At 36.3% G+C, this 16543-nt stretch carries 18 protein-coding genes; 6 read left to right on the top strand and 12 right to left on the bottom strand.

What is annotated here, in order from left to right:
• Nucleotides 1-14: 14 nt before the first annotated feature.
• The 3 genes from VK91_RS04645 (at nt 15) to VK91_RS04635 (ending at nt 2654) form a co-directional block, all read left to right on the top strand.
• Nucleotides 15-1199, top strand: coding sequence for a YbfB/YjiJ family MFS transporter (locus tag VK91_RS04645; RefSeq protein WP_048391235.1), 1185 nt, complete (start codon nt 15-17; stop codon nt 1197-1199).
• A 185-nt stretch (nt 1200-1384) separates the two neighbouring features.
• Nucleotides 1385-2125, top strand: coding sequence for a class I SAM-dependent methyltransferase (locus VK91_RS04640; RefSeq protein WP_048391234.1), 741 nt, complete (start codon nt 1385-1387; stop codon nt 2123-2125).
• A gap of 13 nt (nt 2126-2138) precedes the next feature.
• Nucleotides 2139-2654 carry a DUF6886 family protein gene (locus tag VK91_RS04635; RefSeq protein WP_048391233.1) on the top strand — a complete coding sequence of 172 codons (516 nt, stop codon included), beginning with the start codon at nt 2139-2141 and terminating at the stop codon, nt 2652-2654.
• A gap of 48 nt (nt 2655-2702) precedes the next feature.
• Here VK91_RS04635 and VK91_RS04630 read toward each other — a convergent pair whose 3' ends face one another.
• Together VK91_RS04630 and VK91_RS04625 are read right to left on the bottom strand one after the other, a co-directional pair.
• Nucleotides 2703-3188: an 8-oxo-dGTP diphosphatase gene (locus VK91_RS04630; RefSeq protein WP_048391232.1), complete on the bottom strand. Its 486-nt coding sequence runs from the start codon at nt 3186-3188 to the stop codon at nt 2703-2705.
• 19 nt (nt 3189-3207) lie between these two features.
• Nucleotides 3208-3753, bottom strand: a complete 546-nt coding sequence (locus tag VK91_RS04625) for a GrpB family protein (RefSeq protein ID WP_048391231.1) — start codon at nt 3751-3753, stop codon at nt 3208-3210.
• An 84-nt stretch (nt 3754-3837) separates the two neighbouring features.
• On the opposite strand from VK91_RS04625, the gene VK91_RS04620 reads away from it, so the two are divergent.
• Complete coding sequence (locus tag VK91_RS04620; RefSeq protein WP_048391230.1) at nt 3838-4287, top strand: DUF523 domain-containing protein; 450 nt, start codon at nt 3838-3840, stop codon at nt 4285-4287.
• A 39-nt stretch (nt 4288-4326) separates the two neighbouring features.
• Here the strand turns inward: VK91_RS04620 and VK91_RS04615 are convergent, their stop codons facing one another.
• Both VK91_RS04615 and VK91_RS04610 read right to left on the bottom strand, forming a co-directional pair.
• Nucleotides 4327-6711 (bottom strand): FtsX-like permease family protein, encoded by a 2385-nt coding sequence (locus tag VK91_RS04615; RefSeq protein ID WP_048391229.1) that lies wholly within the window; start codon nt 6709-6711, stop codon nt 4327-4329.
• 3 nt (nt 6712-6714) lie between these two features.
• On the bottom strand, nt 6715-7473 hold the full coding sequence (locus VK91_RS04610; protein WP_048391228.1) for an ABC transporter ATP-binding protein: 759 nt from the start codon (nt 7471-7473) through the stop codon (nt 6715-6717).
• 159 nt (nt 7474-7632) lie between these two features.
• Here VK91_RS04610 and VK91_RS04605 point away from each other — a divergent pair, with 159 nt between their 5' ends.
• Nucleotides 7633-8391: a DUF4184 family protein gene (locus VK91_RS04605; protein WP_048391227.1), complete on the top strand. Its 759-nt coding sequence runs from the start codon at nt 7633-7635 to the stop codon at nt 8389-8391.
• A gap of 13 nt (nt 8392-8404) precedes the next feature.
• On the opposite strand, the gene VK91_RS04600 is transcribed toward VK91_RS04605, so the two are convergent.
• The 6 genes from VK91_RS04600 to VK91_RS04575 all read right to left on the bottom strand — a co-directional run bounded on the left by VK91_RS04600 (nt 8405) and on the right by VK91_RS04575 (nt 14099).
• Nucleotides 8405-9847 carry a cell wall metabolism sensor histidine kinase WalK gene (locus VK91_RS04600; RefSeq protein WP_048391226.1) on the bottom strand — a complete coding sequence of 481 codons (1443 nt, stop codon included), beginning with the start codon at nt 9845-9847 and terminating at the stop codon, nt 8405-8407.
• Between the two features lie 9 nt (nt 9848-9856).
• On the bottom strand, nt 9857-10576 hold the full coding sequence (locus VK91_RS04595) for a response regulator transcription factor (protein WP_048391215.1): 720 nt from the start codon (nt 10574-10576) through the stop codon (nt 9857-9859).
• Between the two features lie 32 nt (nt 10577-10608).
• Nucleotides 10609-11307 (bottom strand): hypothetical protein, encoded by a 699-nt coding sequence (locus tag VK91_RS04590; protein WP_048391214.1) that lies wholly within the window; start codon nt 11305-11307, stop codon nt 10609-10611.
• Between the two features lie 18 nt (nt 11308-11325).
• Nucleotides 11326-12198 carry an ABC transporter ATP-binding protein gene (locus VK91_RS04585; RefSeq protein WP_048391208.1) on the bottom strand — a complete coding sequence of 291 codons (873 nt, stop codon included), beginning with the start codon at nt 12196-12198 and terminating at the stop codon, nt 11326-11328.
• A gap of 159 nt (nt 12199-12357) precedes the next feature.
• Nucleotides 12358-13374, bottom strand: coding sequence for an ABC transporter permease (locus VK91_RS04580; protein ID WP_048391207.1), 1017 nt, complete (start codon nt 13372-13374; stop codon nt 12358-12360).
• Nucleotides 13371-14099 (bottom strand): ABC transporter ATP-binding protein, encoded by a 729-nt coding sequence (locus VK91_RS04575; protein WP_048391206.1) that lies wholly within the window; start codon nt 14097-14099, stop codon nt 13371-13373. The genes VK91_RS04580 and VK91_RS04575 overlap by 4 nt, the downstream gene beginning before the upstream one ends.
• A gap of 116 nt (nt 14100-14215) precedes the next feature.
• Here VK91_RS04575 and VK91_RS04570 point away from each other — a divergent pair, with 116 nt between their 5' ends.
• Entirely contained in the window at nt 14216-14812 is a 597-nt protein-coding gene (locus VK91_RS04570; protein ID WP_048391205.1) for a TetR/AcrR family transcriptional regulator, read from the top strand.
• A 40-nt stretch (nt 14813-14852) separates the two neighbouring features.
• On the opposite strand, the gene VK91_RS04565 is transcribed toward VK91_RS04570, so the two are convergent.
• Nucleotides 14853-15650, bottom strand: a complete 798-nt coding sequence (locus VK91_RS04565) for an ABC transporter permease subunit (protein WP_175400711.1) — start codon at nt 15648-15650, stop codon at nt 14853-14855.
• Between the two features lie 2 nt (nt 15651-15652).
• Nucleotides 15653-16534 (bottom strand): ABC transporter ATP-binding protein, encoded by an 882-nt coding sequence (locus VK91_RS04560; protein ID WP_231595594.1) that lies wholly within the window; start codon nt 16532-16534, stop codon nt 15653-15655.
• Nucleotides 16535-16543 lie beyond the last annotated feature (9 nt).

Below are 16543 nucleotides of genomic sequence, written 5' to 3'. Positions count from 1 at the left end.
AGGGGGGGTTCATCATGAATCGACAACATGTAGGAATTGTCTTTGGAGGAATTTTATTATTAGTTGTTGCTATGGGGATTAGTCGATTTGCCTTCACACCGATTCTACCCTTTATGCGTCATGATGTAGGGTTTTCATTGGAAGTGGCTGGTTTTTTAGCTTCAAGCAATTATATTGGTTATTTCATTGGCGCATTATGGGCAGGGTTCATTTATCGTCAGCGTAAAAATGTTTTAATGGCAAGTGTTGTTACCAATGTCCTATCTGTTATATTAATGGGCTTAATAGAAGTGTATAGTGTTTGGCTAGTTCTGCGTTTAATTGCGGGCATTACAGGGGGCCTTATTTTTGTGTTAACATCGAGTATTATTATGGATTACTTGGCGAAGCATTCATTATCACGATGGTCTGGCTATGTATTTAGTGGTATAGGCTTAGGGATTGCTATTTCAGGTTTATGTGTACCTGCTATAGAAGCAAGATTTGCTTGGCAGGGTGCATGGTTAGGCTTAGGAATTTTATCAGCGATTTTTTTATTTATTACCTCTTATTTATGGAGAAGTTTAGTGGTGCAGGACAGCACAAAAGTTACGAAATCTCTTGATACAAAAATGACAAAGGGTTTTATGCCATGGCTGATTTTATCCTATGGTTTAGAGGGGTTAGGCTATATTATTACAGGTACTTTTTTAGTCGATATTATTCATAATATTCCTTCTCTTCAAGCTTACTCTTCCTATAGCTGGGTCATTGTGGGGCTCGCGGCTATTCCATCAGCTCCTGTTTGGACGGTCTTATTAGAGAAGTTTTCAGCTATAAAAATTTTGTTTGTGGCATACATACTGCAAGTGGTTGGTATCCTGTTACCTGTTTTTGCACAAACGGTATGGAGCGTTTTACTAGCATCTTTTTTATTCGGTCTAACCTTTGTAGGAATTGTCACGCTAACTACTTCCTATGCACGACAGCTATTCCCGACAAAGAGCGGATTCGTTGTTTCTTTATTAACAACCTTTTATGCTTTTGGACAAATTATCGGACCGATTATCGCAGGAAAACTGGTTGAAGTTTATAGTAGCTATAAAGCAGCACTTATATTTGCTGGTGTCATAGTGTTTCTTGCATTGCTCGTTATGGTAATTGGTAGATGGCTAACTGTAAAAAAAGAAGCTGTTGCTGAACATACAATTTCTATATAACGCATAAAAGCCAGAAATCCTATTTGGATTTCTGGCTTTATCATTTACTTAAAGAAGCCGTGCCTCTATCTACATGATATTAAAAAATAAAATAAAAGTCTATATATTTTTTTCTTTATATGGAAAAATAGACAAGTGCACACAGGACGTAACGTTACGATTTTACTTTGAAATGGGGACTGTAAATGAACACAGAACAAGCTATTCAACGCTGGAATCGATATGCGGAAAGGTATACAGCAAACTACGATGAGCAGGGGGATATTCATCGTGTCGTACTGTTAAATCCCACCATCTTTTCTTTGCTAGGTGAGGTAGATGGAAACCATCTATTAGATGCAGGATGTGGAGAAGGCTATTTAAGCAGATTACTGGTAAAGAAGGGTGCAAGAGTAACAGCTGTTGATTTTTCACAAAAAATGCTAGACATTGCTATGGAAAGAACACCACAGCAGGAAGCTATTCAATTTTTACACGGGAATTGTGAAAATTTATCCTTTTTAGCAGATGAACAATTTGATGGTATTGTTTCAAATATGGTTCTCCAAGATTTAGAGGATTATCAGGCTGCTCTATGTGAGATGTTTCGATTATTAAAACCTAATCGCACTTTTATTTTTTCGATTTTACATCCATGCTTTGTGACACCAAATAGTGGATGGATGAGACATGAGCATCTAGATCAACAGTATTGGAAAGTCCAACGTTATTTTTATGAAGGGGAGTATCACCAGCTAGATGCTGACCCACCAATAGTTCTATACCACCGAACATTAACAAGCTATGTGCAAGCAATTAGGCAAGCTGGATTTACTATTGAGACTATTGTAGAGCCCAAGCCATCACAAGACATGCTAAGGAAGTACCCTCAATTTGCGGAAGATTTGCATTGTGCAGATTTTATTGTTTTTAAATTAAAGAAATAAAGGAGAAGTACCGATGCGTTTATTTCATGTCAGTGAAGACCCTACTATTATGATTTTTCATCCTCGACTGCCTGAGCGACCAGATTTAGATGCTAAAAAAGGGCTAGTATGGGCAATCAACGAAAGATGCCTGCCAAACTATTTAACGCCAAGAGATTGTCCGCGTGTCTGCTTTCATGCAGGAGATCAAACAACAGAGCAGGATAGACAGCAATATCTGCATCAAGCTTCACATGTAGTAGTCATAGAAAACAAGTGGTTAGAAGTATTGAAAACTACAAGTCTTTACCTATATGAGTTTGATAGTAATGGATTCACTTTACAGGATGATATTGCGGGCTATTATACGAGTGAATTAACACAAATGCCCATCCATGTCTCAGAGATCAATGATATAGCTAAAGCATTATTGGAGCGCAATGTTGAATTGCGAATCGTGGATAGCTTATGGGAAATACATGATAAAATCCAAACTACAAGCTTAAATTGGTCCATGTGCAGAATGCGCTTTGCACAACCAAGATTCTAAAAACAAGCCTCGTTATGCACCTATTGCATGGACGAGGCTTATTTATTATTAGACAGTCGATGTTTGTTCAATTGGTGCTGAAGAGATATTCACTAATTTCTTATCTTGATATGTAAAAATATAATCATAGTTTGCTGTTTCATTGAGCATCTTAGGTAAATAATATTTTAAGTCCGCAATACCTACATTTTCAGGGTGTAAAATCCAAGTAAGCTCCTTCCAATCAAGAATGCCCTCAGCAACCTTTATCGGTGTTACATATGGGAAAGATTCAGGTAGTTCCGCTATAAACGCATACATACAGCCATAGTTTACAACGCCATCTGTCCAGGTAATCTTACCCTTATAGGTAATATCCTCAACCGTAATGCCTGTTTCTTCTTTAATTTCTCGTAAGGCACCAGCTAATGGTGTTTCATCCTGTTCAATTTTGCCACCAACACCATTCCATGCGCCCATCCACTGAGGCTTATCTCTATTCAATAAAAGGATATAATCACCTTTCTTCAGAAAACAAATTGTAAATTCAGCCAAGTTTGTTCCTCCTTTTTCTTTAGTTATCTGAATTGGCAGGAGACCAGCCAGTCTGCTGACTCCAATGATTTGCTTGTTTTAAAATTTCCCATATGATCGATTCTTTAGATTTTGTATAAAGTTGACGATTATATTGGTATTTCTTAGCCAATTCATATTTTACCTGCTCATAGCGACGACAGTAATCTGGATGACGGCGCAAAAAATCTCGAAATAATAAGGCTAGCTGCTCTGCCCAACTACCAGCCTGTCGAACATGAATATGTACTCGTCTATCTCCAGGAGCCTCTCGAAAATAGCGTTTAGACTTGTCTGGATTTTCTGCTCGATAACTAAAACCTAGAGATTCTAATGGAGCTTTAAATGCTGCCAATGGTGTAAACGATGCGACGGATATTTGTATATCAATTACAGGCTTTGCTGCTAGCCCTGTTACAGCAGTTGAGCCAATATGATCAATTCTCAGCGCTATGTTTCCTAAGGCCTCCCGTAATTGACAGCCTATGCTATGAAATTCCTTAGCCCATTCATCTGTATAAGGTAAAATCAAAATAGGATCAGGCATTTTATCTCCTCCCTTGGTCTTCATAAAATTATTGTAGCACGCGTGTTATAGTGGAATAAAGATAGTAGAGGGAGTGTGAAAAAGATGATTTTAATAAGTGCTTGCTTAGCAGGTTTAAATGTTCGTTATAATGGCACAAACAGTCTAGATGAAAAAATACAAAAGCTTGTGTTAGAAAATAAAGCTGTCACCGTTTGCCCAGAGCTGATGGGAGGCTTTTCAACGCCCCGCGAACCGGCTGAAATTGTAGGTGGCAATGGACAAGATGTACTTGATGGCAACGCAACAGTGGTTGAAAGTTCTGGACGAGATGTCACAGATTTATATCTGAAGGGAGCCTATGCAGCCTTACAAAAAGCACTTGAGGTAGGGGCAACTCATGTCATTTTAAAGGAATATAGCCCATCCTGTGGCAGTACAAAGATTTATAACGGTGCGTTTAATGGAACAAAATTAGCTGGCGAAGGAGTAACTACGGCATTGCTTCGAAGAAACAATATTGTCGTGCTATCTGAAGAGAATTTTTTTGAGTGATTAAAGAGAGGCCCCTAAACTAGTAGGGGCCAAATTTATTTATTCAACAATTAATATGCGAGGCGACGTTTTAGCAATTATTTTGGTCGAAATCCAGCCGCCAAAAATGGCAGCTATTACACTTACAAAGCTTATACCGATACTTGTCGGCCAGTTTATAACAAGCGGTAGTTCGAGTAAGCCATAATCTAAAATAATTGACTGAAGTGCAAGAGGAATTAATTTTATCCCGATAAAGATTCCTGCTAATGCACCTATTATGGATAGAATTAAAATACCTATTGTAATCGACCATCTAATATTTGTAGAGGTCATTCCAATCGATTTATAAATGCCATACGTACTACTTTCTTTTCTAACATTAATTCGTGATACACTAAAAATAATGATGCAGGTTACGATGACAAATAAAATACCAACAATTGAAAGGGGAATGACTAAAACGGCCACGACTTCTTTAAAGACGGCATCTAATAATAGCTGTTGTGTGACAGCTGATACAGAACTTTTAAAGTGCGTATTTAAATCCTCAACGAATGGCGTAGCGACTGTTTCATCTAAAAGATTAATCATACTTACCTCGGAAGTAGTGTAGGTAGTATTATAAACTTTAATAACCTCTGCTGTAATCCTTGCTGAATTCGACATATTTGCTATCGATTGATAGATTCCGGTCACAATAAGAAAATGCGGTTTCCCCTCAAGATAAACTTCTACAATATCGCCTATATTTTTATTTAAAGCGCGAGCGACATTGAGTCCAATCGCGATTTCGTTCTTACTGATTGGATTACGGCCAGACATTGTCACATAGCCAGCGGCATCAAAGCTACCCTCAATCACATTGACATTAATATTTAATGGGGGATTGCTGTCATTAGGAAGTATGCCTGTGAATTGATCAAGCCATGCATGATCTTTAACCCGTTCATCAGCCATTAAAAAATCTTCAAATTGTTGTTTTGTAAAAGTTTCTTTATTAGATACAGTTACTACTACATGTGAGGCATCATATCCCCATGAAGGAGATGTTTCTTTGATGGAAATAAAGCTATTTAATATGACTACACTAAAGACTAGTATGGCAGACGTAATGGAAGTAAGTGCAATAACAAGAATGGAACTTTTTATGTTTTTTGTGATACTTTTAAGACCAATTTGAAGTTGAATCGGTAGACTGCTTAATCTAAATAATCTATTCGAGCTGTTTCTGCGCCGATTCATTTTACTATTTGCACTTTCTGACATCCCATATTTGATGGCTTGAACAGGCTCTACATTTCGCGCCTTGTGTGAGTAGAAATAGGCAGTGAGTAGCACAATGCCAAATAAGATGAGAGCAATCACTATGTTAAGTAGAGTATCTTGATGTATGGTTAAATGATTTCCTGCCTTCATATAAGATAAGGAGCTTTCTATAATTATTCTGGAAAGGAATTTACTAATGATGATGCCAGGTATAATTGCGACAGCAGATAACAACCCGAATTGTAATACGTAAGTGATACTTATCTCTCGAGAAGAAAGACCCAACGATTTTATAACGCCTATTGTTCTGTAATTCGTTAAAATGGCATCGGAAATGCTAAAACCAATAACAAACAAGGAAACCAAAAGCATAGCTATACCAAAGGCGATCATAATAAAGCCAATGATTTTATTAATGATCAAATAAAAAGAAGCTATTTCTTCATATTCCATTTTAGATTCAAGATAAGGTCCCTGCAGATACTTTTCAAAATCACCCCAATAATTGGTGTTTTGCTGATAGTCATTAAAGCGTAATGCCATCATGTACTGATCAGAACCTGTCATGGTTGCTAAATGCTGTTGATAATCAGTGTTGTTCATCCAGATACGAGCATTTGTTGTAAAAGGGCCTCCATATGGCATATCAACCACAATACCTGACACTGTTAAATTAAACGTGCTCTCACCTGTATGAAATTCAATTGCATCACCGAGCGAAATGGTAGCGCTAGATGCCAATGATGTGGGAATCCAAATCGTACCCTTAGGAGGAGAGAGTTGCTTTTCACCCTCAGAAAACAGTAATTGATCAATCATAAACGGTGTATTTGGCGTATTCATCATAAATAAATAGATATTGGATATTTCTTTCCCATTGTAGGTAAATCTAGATAAATTTCTATAGGGTATGAGACTAGAAGTAGTCACACCTGGTTGCTCCTGCCACCATTCGTTTACAGCAATCGGGTTATGAATATTGTTACCCATTGTTAAAACTTGATGGGCACCATTTGAATCATGATGGGCTTTTTCAAAAATATTGTTTGTATTGGTCAGTATAGTGACAGAAGTCGCCAGTAAAAGTGTTGATAAAAAAATAAGGACAACCATCAGTCCATTTTGTATTTTCCGTTTTCTTATATAGGAAGAGCAAAGGGTTATAATCGCGTACATTTTTTACTCCTTCCCGGCAACATAAGAAAAGATAATGTGTTCCCGTTCTTGTATGCTGGTATGATCATATTTTTCAAAGTTTAAGATCCCATCTATTTTTCCATCCTGAATGATGATTAGGCGATTCGCACGACAAGCTGCCTTCATATCATGTGTAATCATGACAATGGATTGCCCATTTCTATTTAAATTCGTTAAGGTATCTAATACTGCTACACCTTGATCAAAATTTAAACTACCAGTAGGTTCATCTGCAAATAACACTTCAGGATTGTTGACCAACGCTCTAGCAATGGCAGCTCTTTGTTGCTGTCCACCTGATGTTTGAGAGGGTAATCGATTTCGTTGCTTTTCAAGTCCCATTAAACTTAGTAGTTGCTCCGCTTTTTGTATGACTTCCTTTTTATTTTTTTTCGCGATGTATCCAGGAAGAGCAATATTCTCTAGTAGTGTCATATCTGGAATGAGATTGCTACTTTGATAGATATAGCCAACCTTCTGTGAACGCAAAGTAGCTAACTTTCGTTCAGAAAAGGTATCAAGTTTTTCTCCCTGAAAATAAACTTCACCTGCTGTAAGGGCATCAAGCCCACTTAAAAGATAAAGAAGCGTTGATTTACCAGAACCAGAATTCCCCATAATAACGGTGAAATCCCCTTTATAAATGTCGACATTCATATTCTTAATAGCATGGAATTGTTCGCTGCCGGTTGAATAGGTTTTACATAAATTTTGGGCTCGAATCAGTATCTCTTTTTCCATGATAAGGCCTCCTTAACTCATTTTCTTTAGTGTAATATGTAATTATTAGTAAGTCCTTATGAAATTATTAATAAATTCTTACAGACAGAGTAACCTTTCTTAATAGTAAACGTTATAATATGCGATTTAATAGATGAAATAAATAAGGAGGTTTGAGATATGCCCTTAACATTTGCTCATCCAGCGGCAGTCTTACCTTTTTCTCGAAAAAGTAAATATATTCATTTTTCTGCATTAGTTTTAGGAAGTATGGCTCCAGATTTTGAATATTTTTTAAGAGGTCGGCCGATAGGGGAGATTGGTCATACCTTTGCAGGGTTCTTTTTATTCAATCTGCCACTCGTTCTTTTCATCTATTTGATTTATCAACGGTTTATCCAACAGCCAATCATGAGTCATTTACCAGAGTTTTTACAAGCTACAGAAAGCCATCAAATTGCAGGAAATAACATTTGGAAAGTATTTGTTTTTGGCTACTCTGCATTGCTGGGCATGTTAACACATGTCATATGGGATTCATTTACACATCAAAATGGGCTTATGGTGACAAAACTTCGAGTTCTTACTCAAACATATACTTTCTTTGGCTATCAAATACCGATTTATAAATTTCTACAACACGGGAGTACCTTGTTTGGCATTGTGTTAATCTTTGGATATGTATATTACAGAGCAACTTTAAGCAAAGATATAAAAATACCAGCTATATCGCCACGGAAAAAACGCATCTTTTGGAGTTTACTAGCTGTTTTAACGCTCGGATATGTATGTCTATGGCAGCTTATTAACGGCATTCCTTTAAGAAGTTATGGAATATGGGTTGTCCGTATTATCGATTCATTTTTTGGTAGTATACTTACCCTTTCTTTCTTTTTAGCATATAAGAAAAGAACGTTGAAAGAAAAAAAGACTTCCTAAAACGGGAGTCTTTTTACGAGATGGGGAGTATAAGTGTAAAGGTAGTGCCTTCATTAGGCTTACTATGAAATGAAATGGACCCATGGTGCGCTTCCATAATATGCTGACAAATGGATAGGCCAAGTCCTGCTCCTTCATTTTTAATGACTGATTCACTTCCAGGCTGCCGACCTCTAAAGTAACGTTCAAAAATAAAAGGCATATCTTCGGGAAGCATTCCATTACCAGTATCTATTACTTGGATATAGAGTGATTGATTTTCGATATAGGTAGTAATGGTGATGGTATCTTCATGAGAAGAATGTTTTAACGCATTGGTAATAAGGTTGGAGATCACCTGCTCTAGTCGATCAGCATCTACTAGAATAAGGACATTAGGAATACTAGTAGGTCTTATAAAATGAATATTTGTTGTTTGGACATAATATTGAATTGGTTTCAGAATGTTTGTAAGAACGTCTTGGCTATATTGTTCTTTTAAATGGATCGGGATATGACCAAGCTCCTTTAAGGTATGAATAAATAAATCATCAACTAGCCTCGACATCTTATCCGTATTAGACTGCATGATTTGAATATAGGCCATAAGCGAATCTTCATCTCGACAAATACCCTCTGAAATAGCGTCTAAATATGCTTTGATTGTGGTTAAGGGAGTTCTCACTTCATGAGATATATTAGAAATGAGCTTCTTTTGAGTTTGCTCTTGTTCATTGTGCTGGATGGCTAACTGTTTAATCTCTAATCGCATTTGATCAAATACTGCATACAATTCACCAATCTCATCCATTTTCGAGTGGATGGTAATTTGTTCGTAATTTCCTTTTACAATTTCCTCTGTGTTGTCCTTTAGATCATCTAAAGGCTTTAAAATATCTTTATGAACTTTCCTTACTATGAATAGGGCAAGGCAAATGATCAAAAGGCTCAAGAAGCCAATAAAGACTAATAAAAGAATCGAGTTGGAATTAGTCTGTTTTAAAGGAAAGAGAATGTCTTTGTTCAGGGAAAAAATAGCATTACCTATCTGTTCATTGCTTTCTCCATTCATAATCGGAAAGGCTATATTAATCTTTCCAGGCTCTTGTTGTGAGGTAAATAAATCATAATGTATATCATGTTTAATATGAATAGTAGTTGAAACATCATTCTTAATTGAAGTGTAACTTACTGTTCCATCTAGTTGAACTACTGTAATATCAATATTCTTGTCATCACTCATTTGTTGTAGCGTGCTACGTACAGCTGAATCTAATGCGAAATTTGGAAAATGATCTTCTATGTACAATAATAATGGATTTACTGATAAACGAATTTGATTAATAACATATTTATCTTGTGATTCTTCTTGAGAAGTCTCTGTTGCAAAGTATAGTGAAAGGACAACGATAAACAATAATACAACACAGATTAATAGGGTCCATAACCACTTATTCATCCAATTTTTTAGGTACATTTGATTCTCCTATGAGTGATTGGGTGTACTGAATTTATAACCGACTCCCCAAACCGTTTGAAGATAAACAGGATGAGAAGGGCTGACTTCAATTTTTTCTCGAAGCCTTCTAATATAAACTGTAATTGTATTTTCATCTCCATAGGTCTCATAACCCCAAACGGCATCAAGTAACTGACCTTTAGAGAAAACTTGATTTCTATTTTTAGCTAGGAAAAATAGCAGTTCAAACTCTTTTGCTGACAGCGGTATTGGCTTGCTATCACGTAAAAAAATATATTCCTGTTTATTTATGACCATATTATCTATGTGAATTACATCTCCTCCCATATGCCGTCCATTATGCTGAAGCCATCTATCCTGTCTTCGTAAATGAGCGTTAATTCTTGCGACAAGTTCACTTAGAGAGAACGGTTTTGTCATATAATCATCTGCTCCAAAACCTAATCCCAGTACTTTATCTGTATCACTTCCTCGAGCACTTAAAATAAGAATGGCAACATTGCTGTTTTCACGGATTTTACGACATATTTCAATGCCATCACAATCGGGTAGAGTAAGATCAAGGATAATGAAATCAGGTTTAGATTCTTGCAAATAATGGATTGCTTCATGACCTGTTCGAACAATATGTGAATCGAACTGATTAACACTTAAGTAGTCCCTTATAATATTAGCTATATCATTTTCGTCTTCAACAATTAGTACTTTGATGTTCCCGTTGCTCATACATACTATCTCTCCTTAGTAAGATGTCTAAATCATTTTCTTCGGTTGACTAGGAAAAAAAACAAAACAATGATAAGGAATGCATAAATTATAATCCATGTGTATTGCCAATAAAAAACGTTGGGTATAACTTCAATTTGATCGCCCACACTCATCATTTCTAATGAAAAATGAAGAGGAGGAAGTAACCAAAGAAGTCCAGTTAGAATAGAATCTTTTAAAGTAGCGATCACGACAGAAATAATAAGGATGCCTATTACACCCCACCACGTATTTCGCCTATTTTTCACGAGTTCCCTAGTAAATAAAGCAGTGAGTGCAATGGCAAGTAACGATAAACTAAAATGAGACAAGAAACCTAGTAAAATATGTAATAGTTTGGGCTTCTCAAAAAATGCCTCTATTAGGATTGGATAGATGACAGAAACACAACTTAGGCTAAAGGCAAGCAGCCCACAAATGATGAATATCCCTAAATTGTAGTCTATTGTTTTTCTCGTATGAAGGGTAGTAATCATTTTTTGTCCTTCATCTTCAGCATGAAATAATGTAACAGTAAACCAGCCCATTAAAAAAAAGAGCACAAGAGATGTAAATGAATAACTATCTAATATTGGATTAGGCACAAAAGTATAATTAACGATAAGACATAGAATGAAGATTGTAAAAGGTGGAACGTATTGATAGGTTCTTAAATAATTTATCAATTGATAACGTACTAAACTGCTCATCTTTTTCGATTCCTCCTTTCAAAAATGAGAAGAGAATTGTTCTTTTTTGTAGTGGACAGTAGCTAAATATTTAATTGAAGCATTGTGTTGTAATAATTTCAGTAAAATTTCATCTGAATCCTTTGCTGGAACAATCGTCACTATTTCATAATGTCCATTCACTAGAAGTTGTTTTTGTTGAATCTCCATAGAAGGTATGATTTCATCGAGTAATGACAGGCTAGCAATCTCAAAAATTAATCGATGCGTTGGATTGCGATCGAAACCCTCTATCTGAATGATCGTATTCTCTTGAATAAGTAAAACGGAGTCTACAAGGTTTTCGAGTAATTTGGTTTCATGACAGGTTAAGAGGATACTGAGACCTGTGCTTCTTACTTTAGCTAAGATTTGTTCGAAATCATTTTGTGCCTTGGCATCAAGTCCTGACAATGGTTCATCCATTATCAGTAGATCAGTTTCTTCTAGCATCGCCTGCATAATCATCACCTTTTGCTTCATCCCTTTAGAGAAATGGACAATCCTTGTATCTTTTTCCTCTTTTAGTTGAAACATATCAAGTAATTCTTCTATCTTCTGCAAAAGCTGCTTTTTAGCCATACCTCGTATACAGCCCATGTGATAAAGATATTCTTGAGGCGTAAATAAAATATGAGAAGGAGTTGTTTCTGGTACATAGCCAACTTTTAAAGATGTTTTATGCTTCACAATAGAACCACTATCTGGTTTAATGAATGCTGCAATAATCTTGAGTAAAGTGCTTTTTCCAGAACCATTTTTCCCCACTAGAGCAATGATTTGATTGGACGGAATTGAAAACGATACATTCTCTAAAATTTTTTTCCCATTGTATTGTTTACAGATGTTTTGTACTTCCAAAATAGTAGTCATCTTCACACACCTTTATTTTTGGATAATTCTTCTCCATAAAATAATTATAATGAAAATCGACCATTCACTTCAATTAAATTGGTTATATTTCCTGTTTTTAGTTATTTAAGTTACATAAAAAAGCTCTGCTTTTTAAATAGCAGAACTTTTAAGGTTTGATTACAACGAACGATATTTTTTTAAACTGATAATATTTAACGTAATGAAAACAATGGCAAAACAAGCAAGAATGCTGAGATTCACTATAATATCAGAAAGTGAATAACCTTTATACATCACACCATTCAATGCGTCCGCAGCATAGTATAGAGGCATGATACGCCCAATGTTTTGAAGCCATTCCGCCATACTATCCAGCGGGAAAATACCCGAAAAGAACACTTGAGGAACAATAACAAGCGGAATAAATTGCATCATTTGAAATTCTGAAGCGGCAAAGCTAGATAGCAACGCACCTAAGGATAACGAGACAAGAGCAACCATCATATTGATGAGTAGGACAAGCCAGATGGAGCCTACATGGACAATATCGAGCACATAAATACCAAACAGGACGATAATAATTGTTTGCAGGAACGCAAATAAACCATAGCCAACCATATAGCCTGCTACAATTTCTGAACGTTTAATCGGTGTCGCTAGTAAACGCTCCAATGTTCCAGAAGTACGCTCCTTTAATAAGGCAATGCCCGTAATTAAAAAAACAAAGAAAAAAACAAAGAAGCCAATGAGCATAGGACTAAATATATCAAAAATAGCCGTATCCTGATCACCATAAACATAGTCCGTTTTCATACTGCCTATAGAGGCTTGTGTAGGCTGTAAGATTTGAGCAAGTTGCATCGTTAAAGCCTTTGCCAGAGAAGGATCATCATTTAATAAAGTTAACTTACTAACATTTTGCTCTACTGCTAGCCAACCATTATACTCTTTATCTTGTAGCTGTTTTTTTGAAAAATCATTGTCCACGATAATGGTAAAATCAGTCTCTTTTAATTTGTCGATCAATGGGGCGGGCGCATTAGAGACCACAAGTGTGACGGAAGCCTCATTACTATTGAAAATAAAATACATTAAGGACAAGACAAGAAGTGGGGCTAAAAATAATAAAGCAAGTGTCCGTCTATCTCTTTTCATTTGTTGGATGATTCTTGTGATGATAGCACTTATTCTCATTGAACGTCACCTCCAGCTTTTACAAACACCTCATCAAAATCTTTTGCTTGATAATGTTCTTTTAACTCTTGTGGGGTACCCTGTGCAATAATATGCCCACTTCTCAGCATGGCCAATTGATCACATCTTTCCGCTTCATCCATCGCATGCGTCGTCACTAAAATGGTTTTTTGTTCTTGATCTTTTAAACGAATCAGTTCTTGCCAAATTTCCTTTTTTAAGACAGGATCTATCCCCACCGTTGGTTCATCCAAAATGAGTAGTTTAGGATTTTGAATAAGGGCAATAGCAAGAGATAATCGACGTTTCATTCCCCCCGAATAATTTTCTACTTTTAGTCGTAAGTCATCTGTTAAACGAACGAGGCTTGCCGCATAGGCTACTCTTTCTATTCGTTCCGCTTTAGATAGTGAATAAAGCTTTGCAAAAAAATGTAGATTTTCTTCTCCCGTTAAATCTGTATAAAGTGCATCTGATTGTGCCATATAGCCAATGTCATTTAATAATTGTTTATGAGGAACATTCAAATCTAATACTTGAATAGTACCACTATCAGGTTTCAGCATGCCCATAATCATTTTGATTAGTGTTGTTTTACCACAGCCTGAAGGACCGAGTAAGCCCATTAACTGTCCCTTAGGAACATCCAAAGAAAGGGGGGCAATAACTTGCTTATGTTGAAATCGTTTTTCGAGAGACTTAATAGAGATTGCCTGGTTGCCCATATGGTCCTCACTCCTTCACTGAACACAATGTTGATTTGATAAAAATTTTACGGTAGCATGTGAGCAAATACAATCAACAGTTTGCCAGCAAGTGTTAAGTAAATGGAGGGAAATATGTGTCTGTACATGAAAAAATGAATTTTGAAACGAAGCAAGCCATTAAAAATGCTTTTATCCAACAAGTAGAGGAATTAGGCTTTGAGCGTGTGACTGTAAAGAATTTAGCGTTAGTAGCTGAAATTAATCGTGGCACGTTTTATTTACATTATTCAGATAAATATGATGTGATGGAGGATTTGCAGCAAGAGCTATTAATGGAGTTAGAGTGCTATGTCAAACATGTTCAGCCGTTGGATGCTTTTCAAACGTTAAAAATGGGGCAACTCTATCAGCCATTTATCAAGGTGATAACGTGTATAAAAGAGCATGCACCAGCTTTTCGTATGTTATTAGGAGAGCAGGGGAGCCCTAGCTTTACACAAAAGGTGAAAATGATCTTTGGGAGTCATATTTTGGACAGATTATCGCTTATACGCAAGGAAGCACAGGATCCAGAGTTTCAACAATACTTACAAGCCTTTATAGCATCTGCCATTTTAGGGGTCATTCAGGAGTGGTTGGACAAGGGGAACGAGAACTTAACAGTAGAAGAAATGGTCGCTCTACATTTTCGATTAATACGTTTTTTAGGAAATGTAGTAGGTACTATTTAATGAAAACCGCTACAGCACTGGATCTGTAGCGGCTAGAAATTTAGAGATGTAAATCTCGTTTTACAAAAAAACGAATTGCTAGACTATAGCAAAGCAAGCCAATGAGGAAAAGTGTACCTAGCATCCACCAGCAAGAGCTATTTTGTTGGATTAATTGAACGGAATCGAACAATGAATAGATTGTAATGTATTGTAATTTGTCTAGTGAACCACCCATATTGCTCAGTGCCTCAATCAGATAAAAGGCAATGGGAATGCCAGCACTATAGGCATAGGATGTTCTTAAATCTTTCGTGCTGCAAGACATAAGAAAACAGAATCCACTAATGGCAAAGTGCAATAAAAATAGCCCGAAATTTAACAGCAGTAGGGCCGTTATGTCCAGCTCATTAGGGAATAATATTTCTGCAAAGACAATCATGACCAACGTAGTAACAGCAAGGAGTGTAAAAAGGCTGATGATCAAAAATAGTGCTTGTGTAAAGACAATTTTAAAACGTGTATTCGGTGTAGCGATTAAGTATGCCATCGAACCATTATCAATATAGCCCATGATGAGCTTATTGGCTAACATGATAGAAAATACCAAAGGAAGAATCATTAATAAAAATCCATATAAATAGGTGGAGAGAAATTCTATCAAGGTATCGCCAATGCTGGTCATACCAAAGGCTGCCATCATCTCAGGCATTGTTTCTGTTAATTTTTTTAGTGTATCCGTCATTTCTGGGTTATACATATAAATTACACTGACAATATATAGCATTAGTACACCGATAATAATGGTGAATAGTTTAAGAGAGGCAAATAACTCATGCTTGAATAAGGTAAAATTCATGATTAAGCACCTCCACTTTCGTAATAATGCATAAAAATATCTTCTAGTGACTGGGAAATAACGTCTAAGTCTATAATTTTATAGTTAGATAGCGTATGGAGAAATGCTTGAAGGTCTCCCATTATAGTAATCATAACTTTTGTAGAAGAGATACGTTCAAGTACATATTCCTCATCAAGGAAGCGAGTGAGCTCTTGCTCATCTTGAAACTCAAGCATGTATTTTTTAGATTTACGTTTCTTTAAATCTGTAATGGTTTCAGTCGCCACGATTTTACCTGCATTAATAATCGCTACACGATCACAAGTTTTCTCTACTTCTTCAATTATATGAGAGGACATGAAAATGGTCGTTCCTTTGTCCTTTTCAGCTAAAATGAATTCAATAAATTTGGTTTGCATGAGCGGGTCTAAACCACTAGTAGGTTCATCTAGAATGACAATTTCGGGATGATGCATGAAGGCACAAACTAAACCAACCTTCTGCTTCATACCTTTCGACATTTTTTTTATGAGCCCAGAAGCATCTAATTCAAAGAAATGCATTAATTCCTCGGCATGGGTGTAATCATTCATCCCTCTTAACTTAGCAATAAAGTGAATAAATTGCTTACCCGTCATTTTATCAATAAACGCAATTTCTCCAGGTAAATAGCCAACAACTTGTTGAATGGTTGCAGATGCCTCCCGACAATTTAAACCGTTAATGAAACAAGAGCCCTCAGTTGGCTGTAAAAAACCCATTAAATGGCGTATAGTTGTGGATTTTCCTGCCCCATTTGGTCCTAAAAAACCGAACACTTCACCCTTTGGAATTTGTAGATGAACATTTTGTATACTATAAAAATCGCCAAACTTTTTAGTTAAATGGTTTACTTCAATCATGGACACGTC

Source organism: Lysinibacillus sp. LK3, assembly GCF_001043675.1.
In the GTDB taxonomy this organism is placed as follows: Bacteria; Bacillota; Bacilli; order Bacillales_A; family Planococcaceae; genus Lysinibacillus; species Lysinibacillus capsici.
The sequence above is the reverse complement of the archived record's forward strand: the minus strand, read 5'-3'. Positions and strand labels throughout refer to the sequence as shown.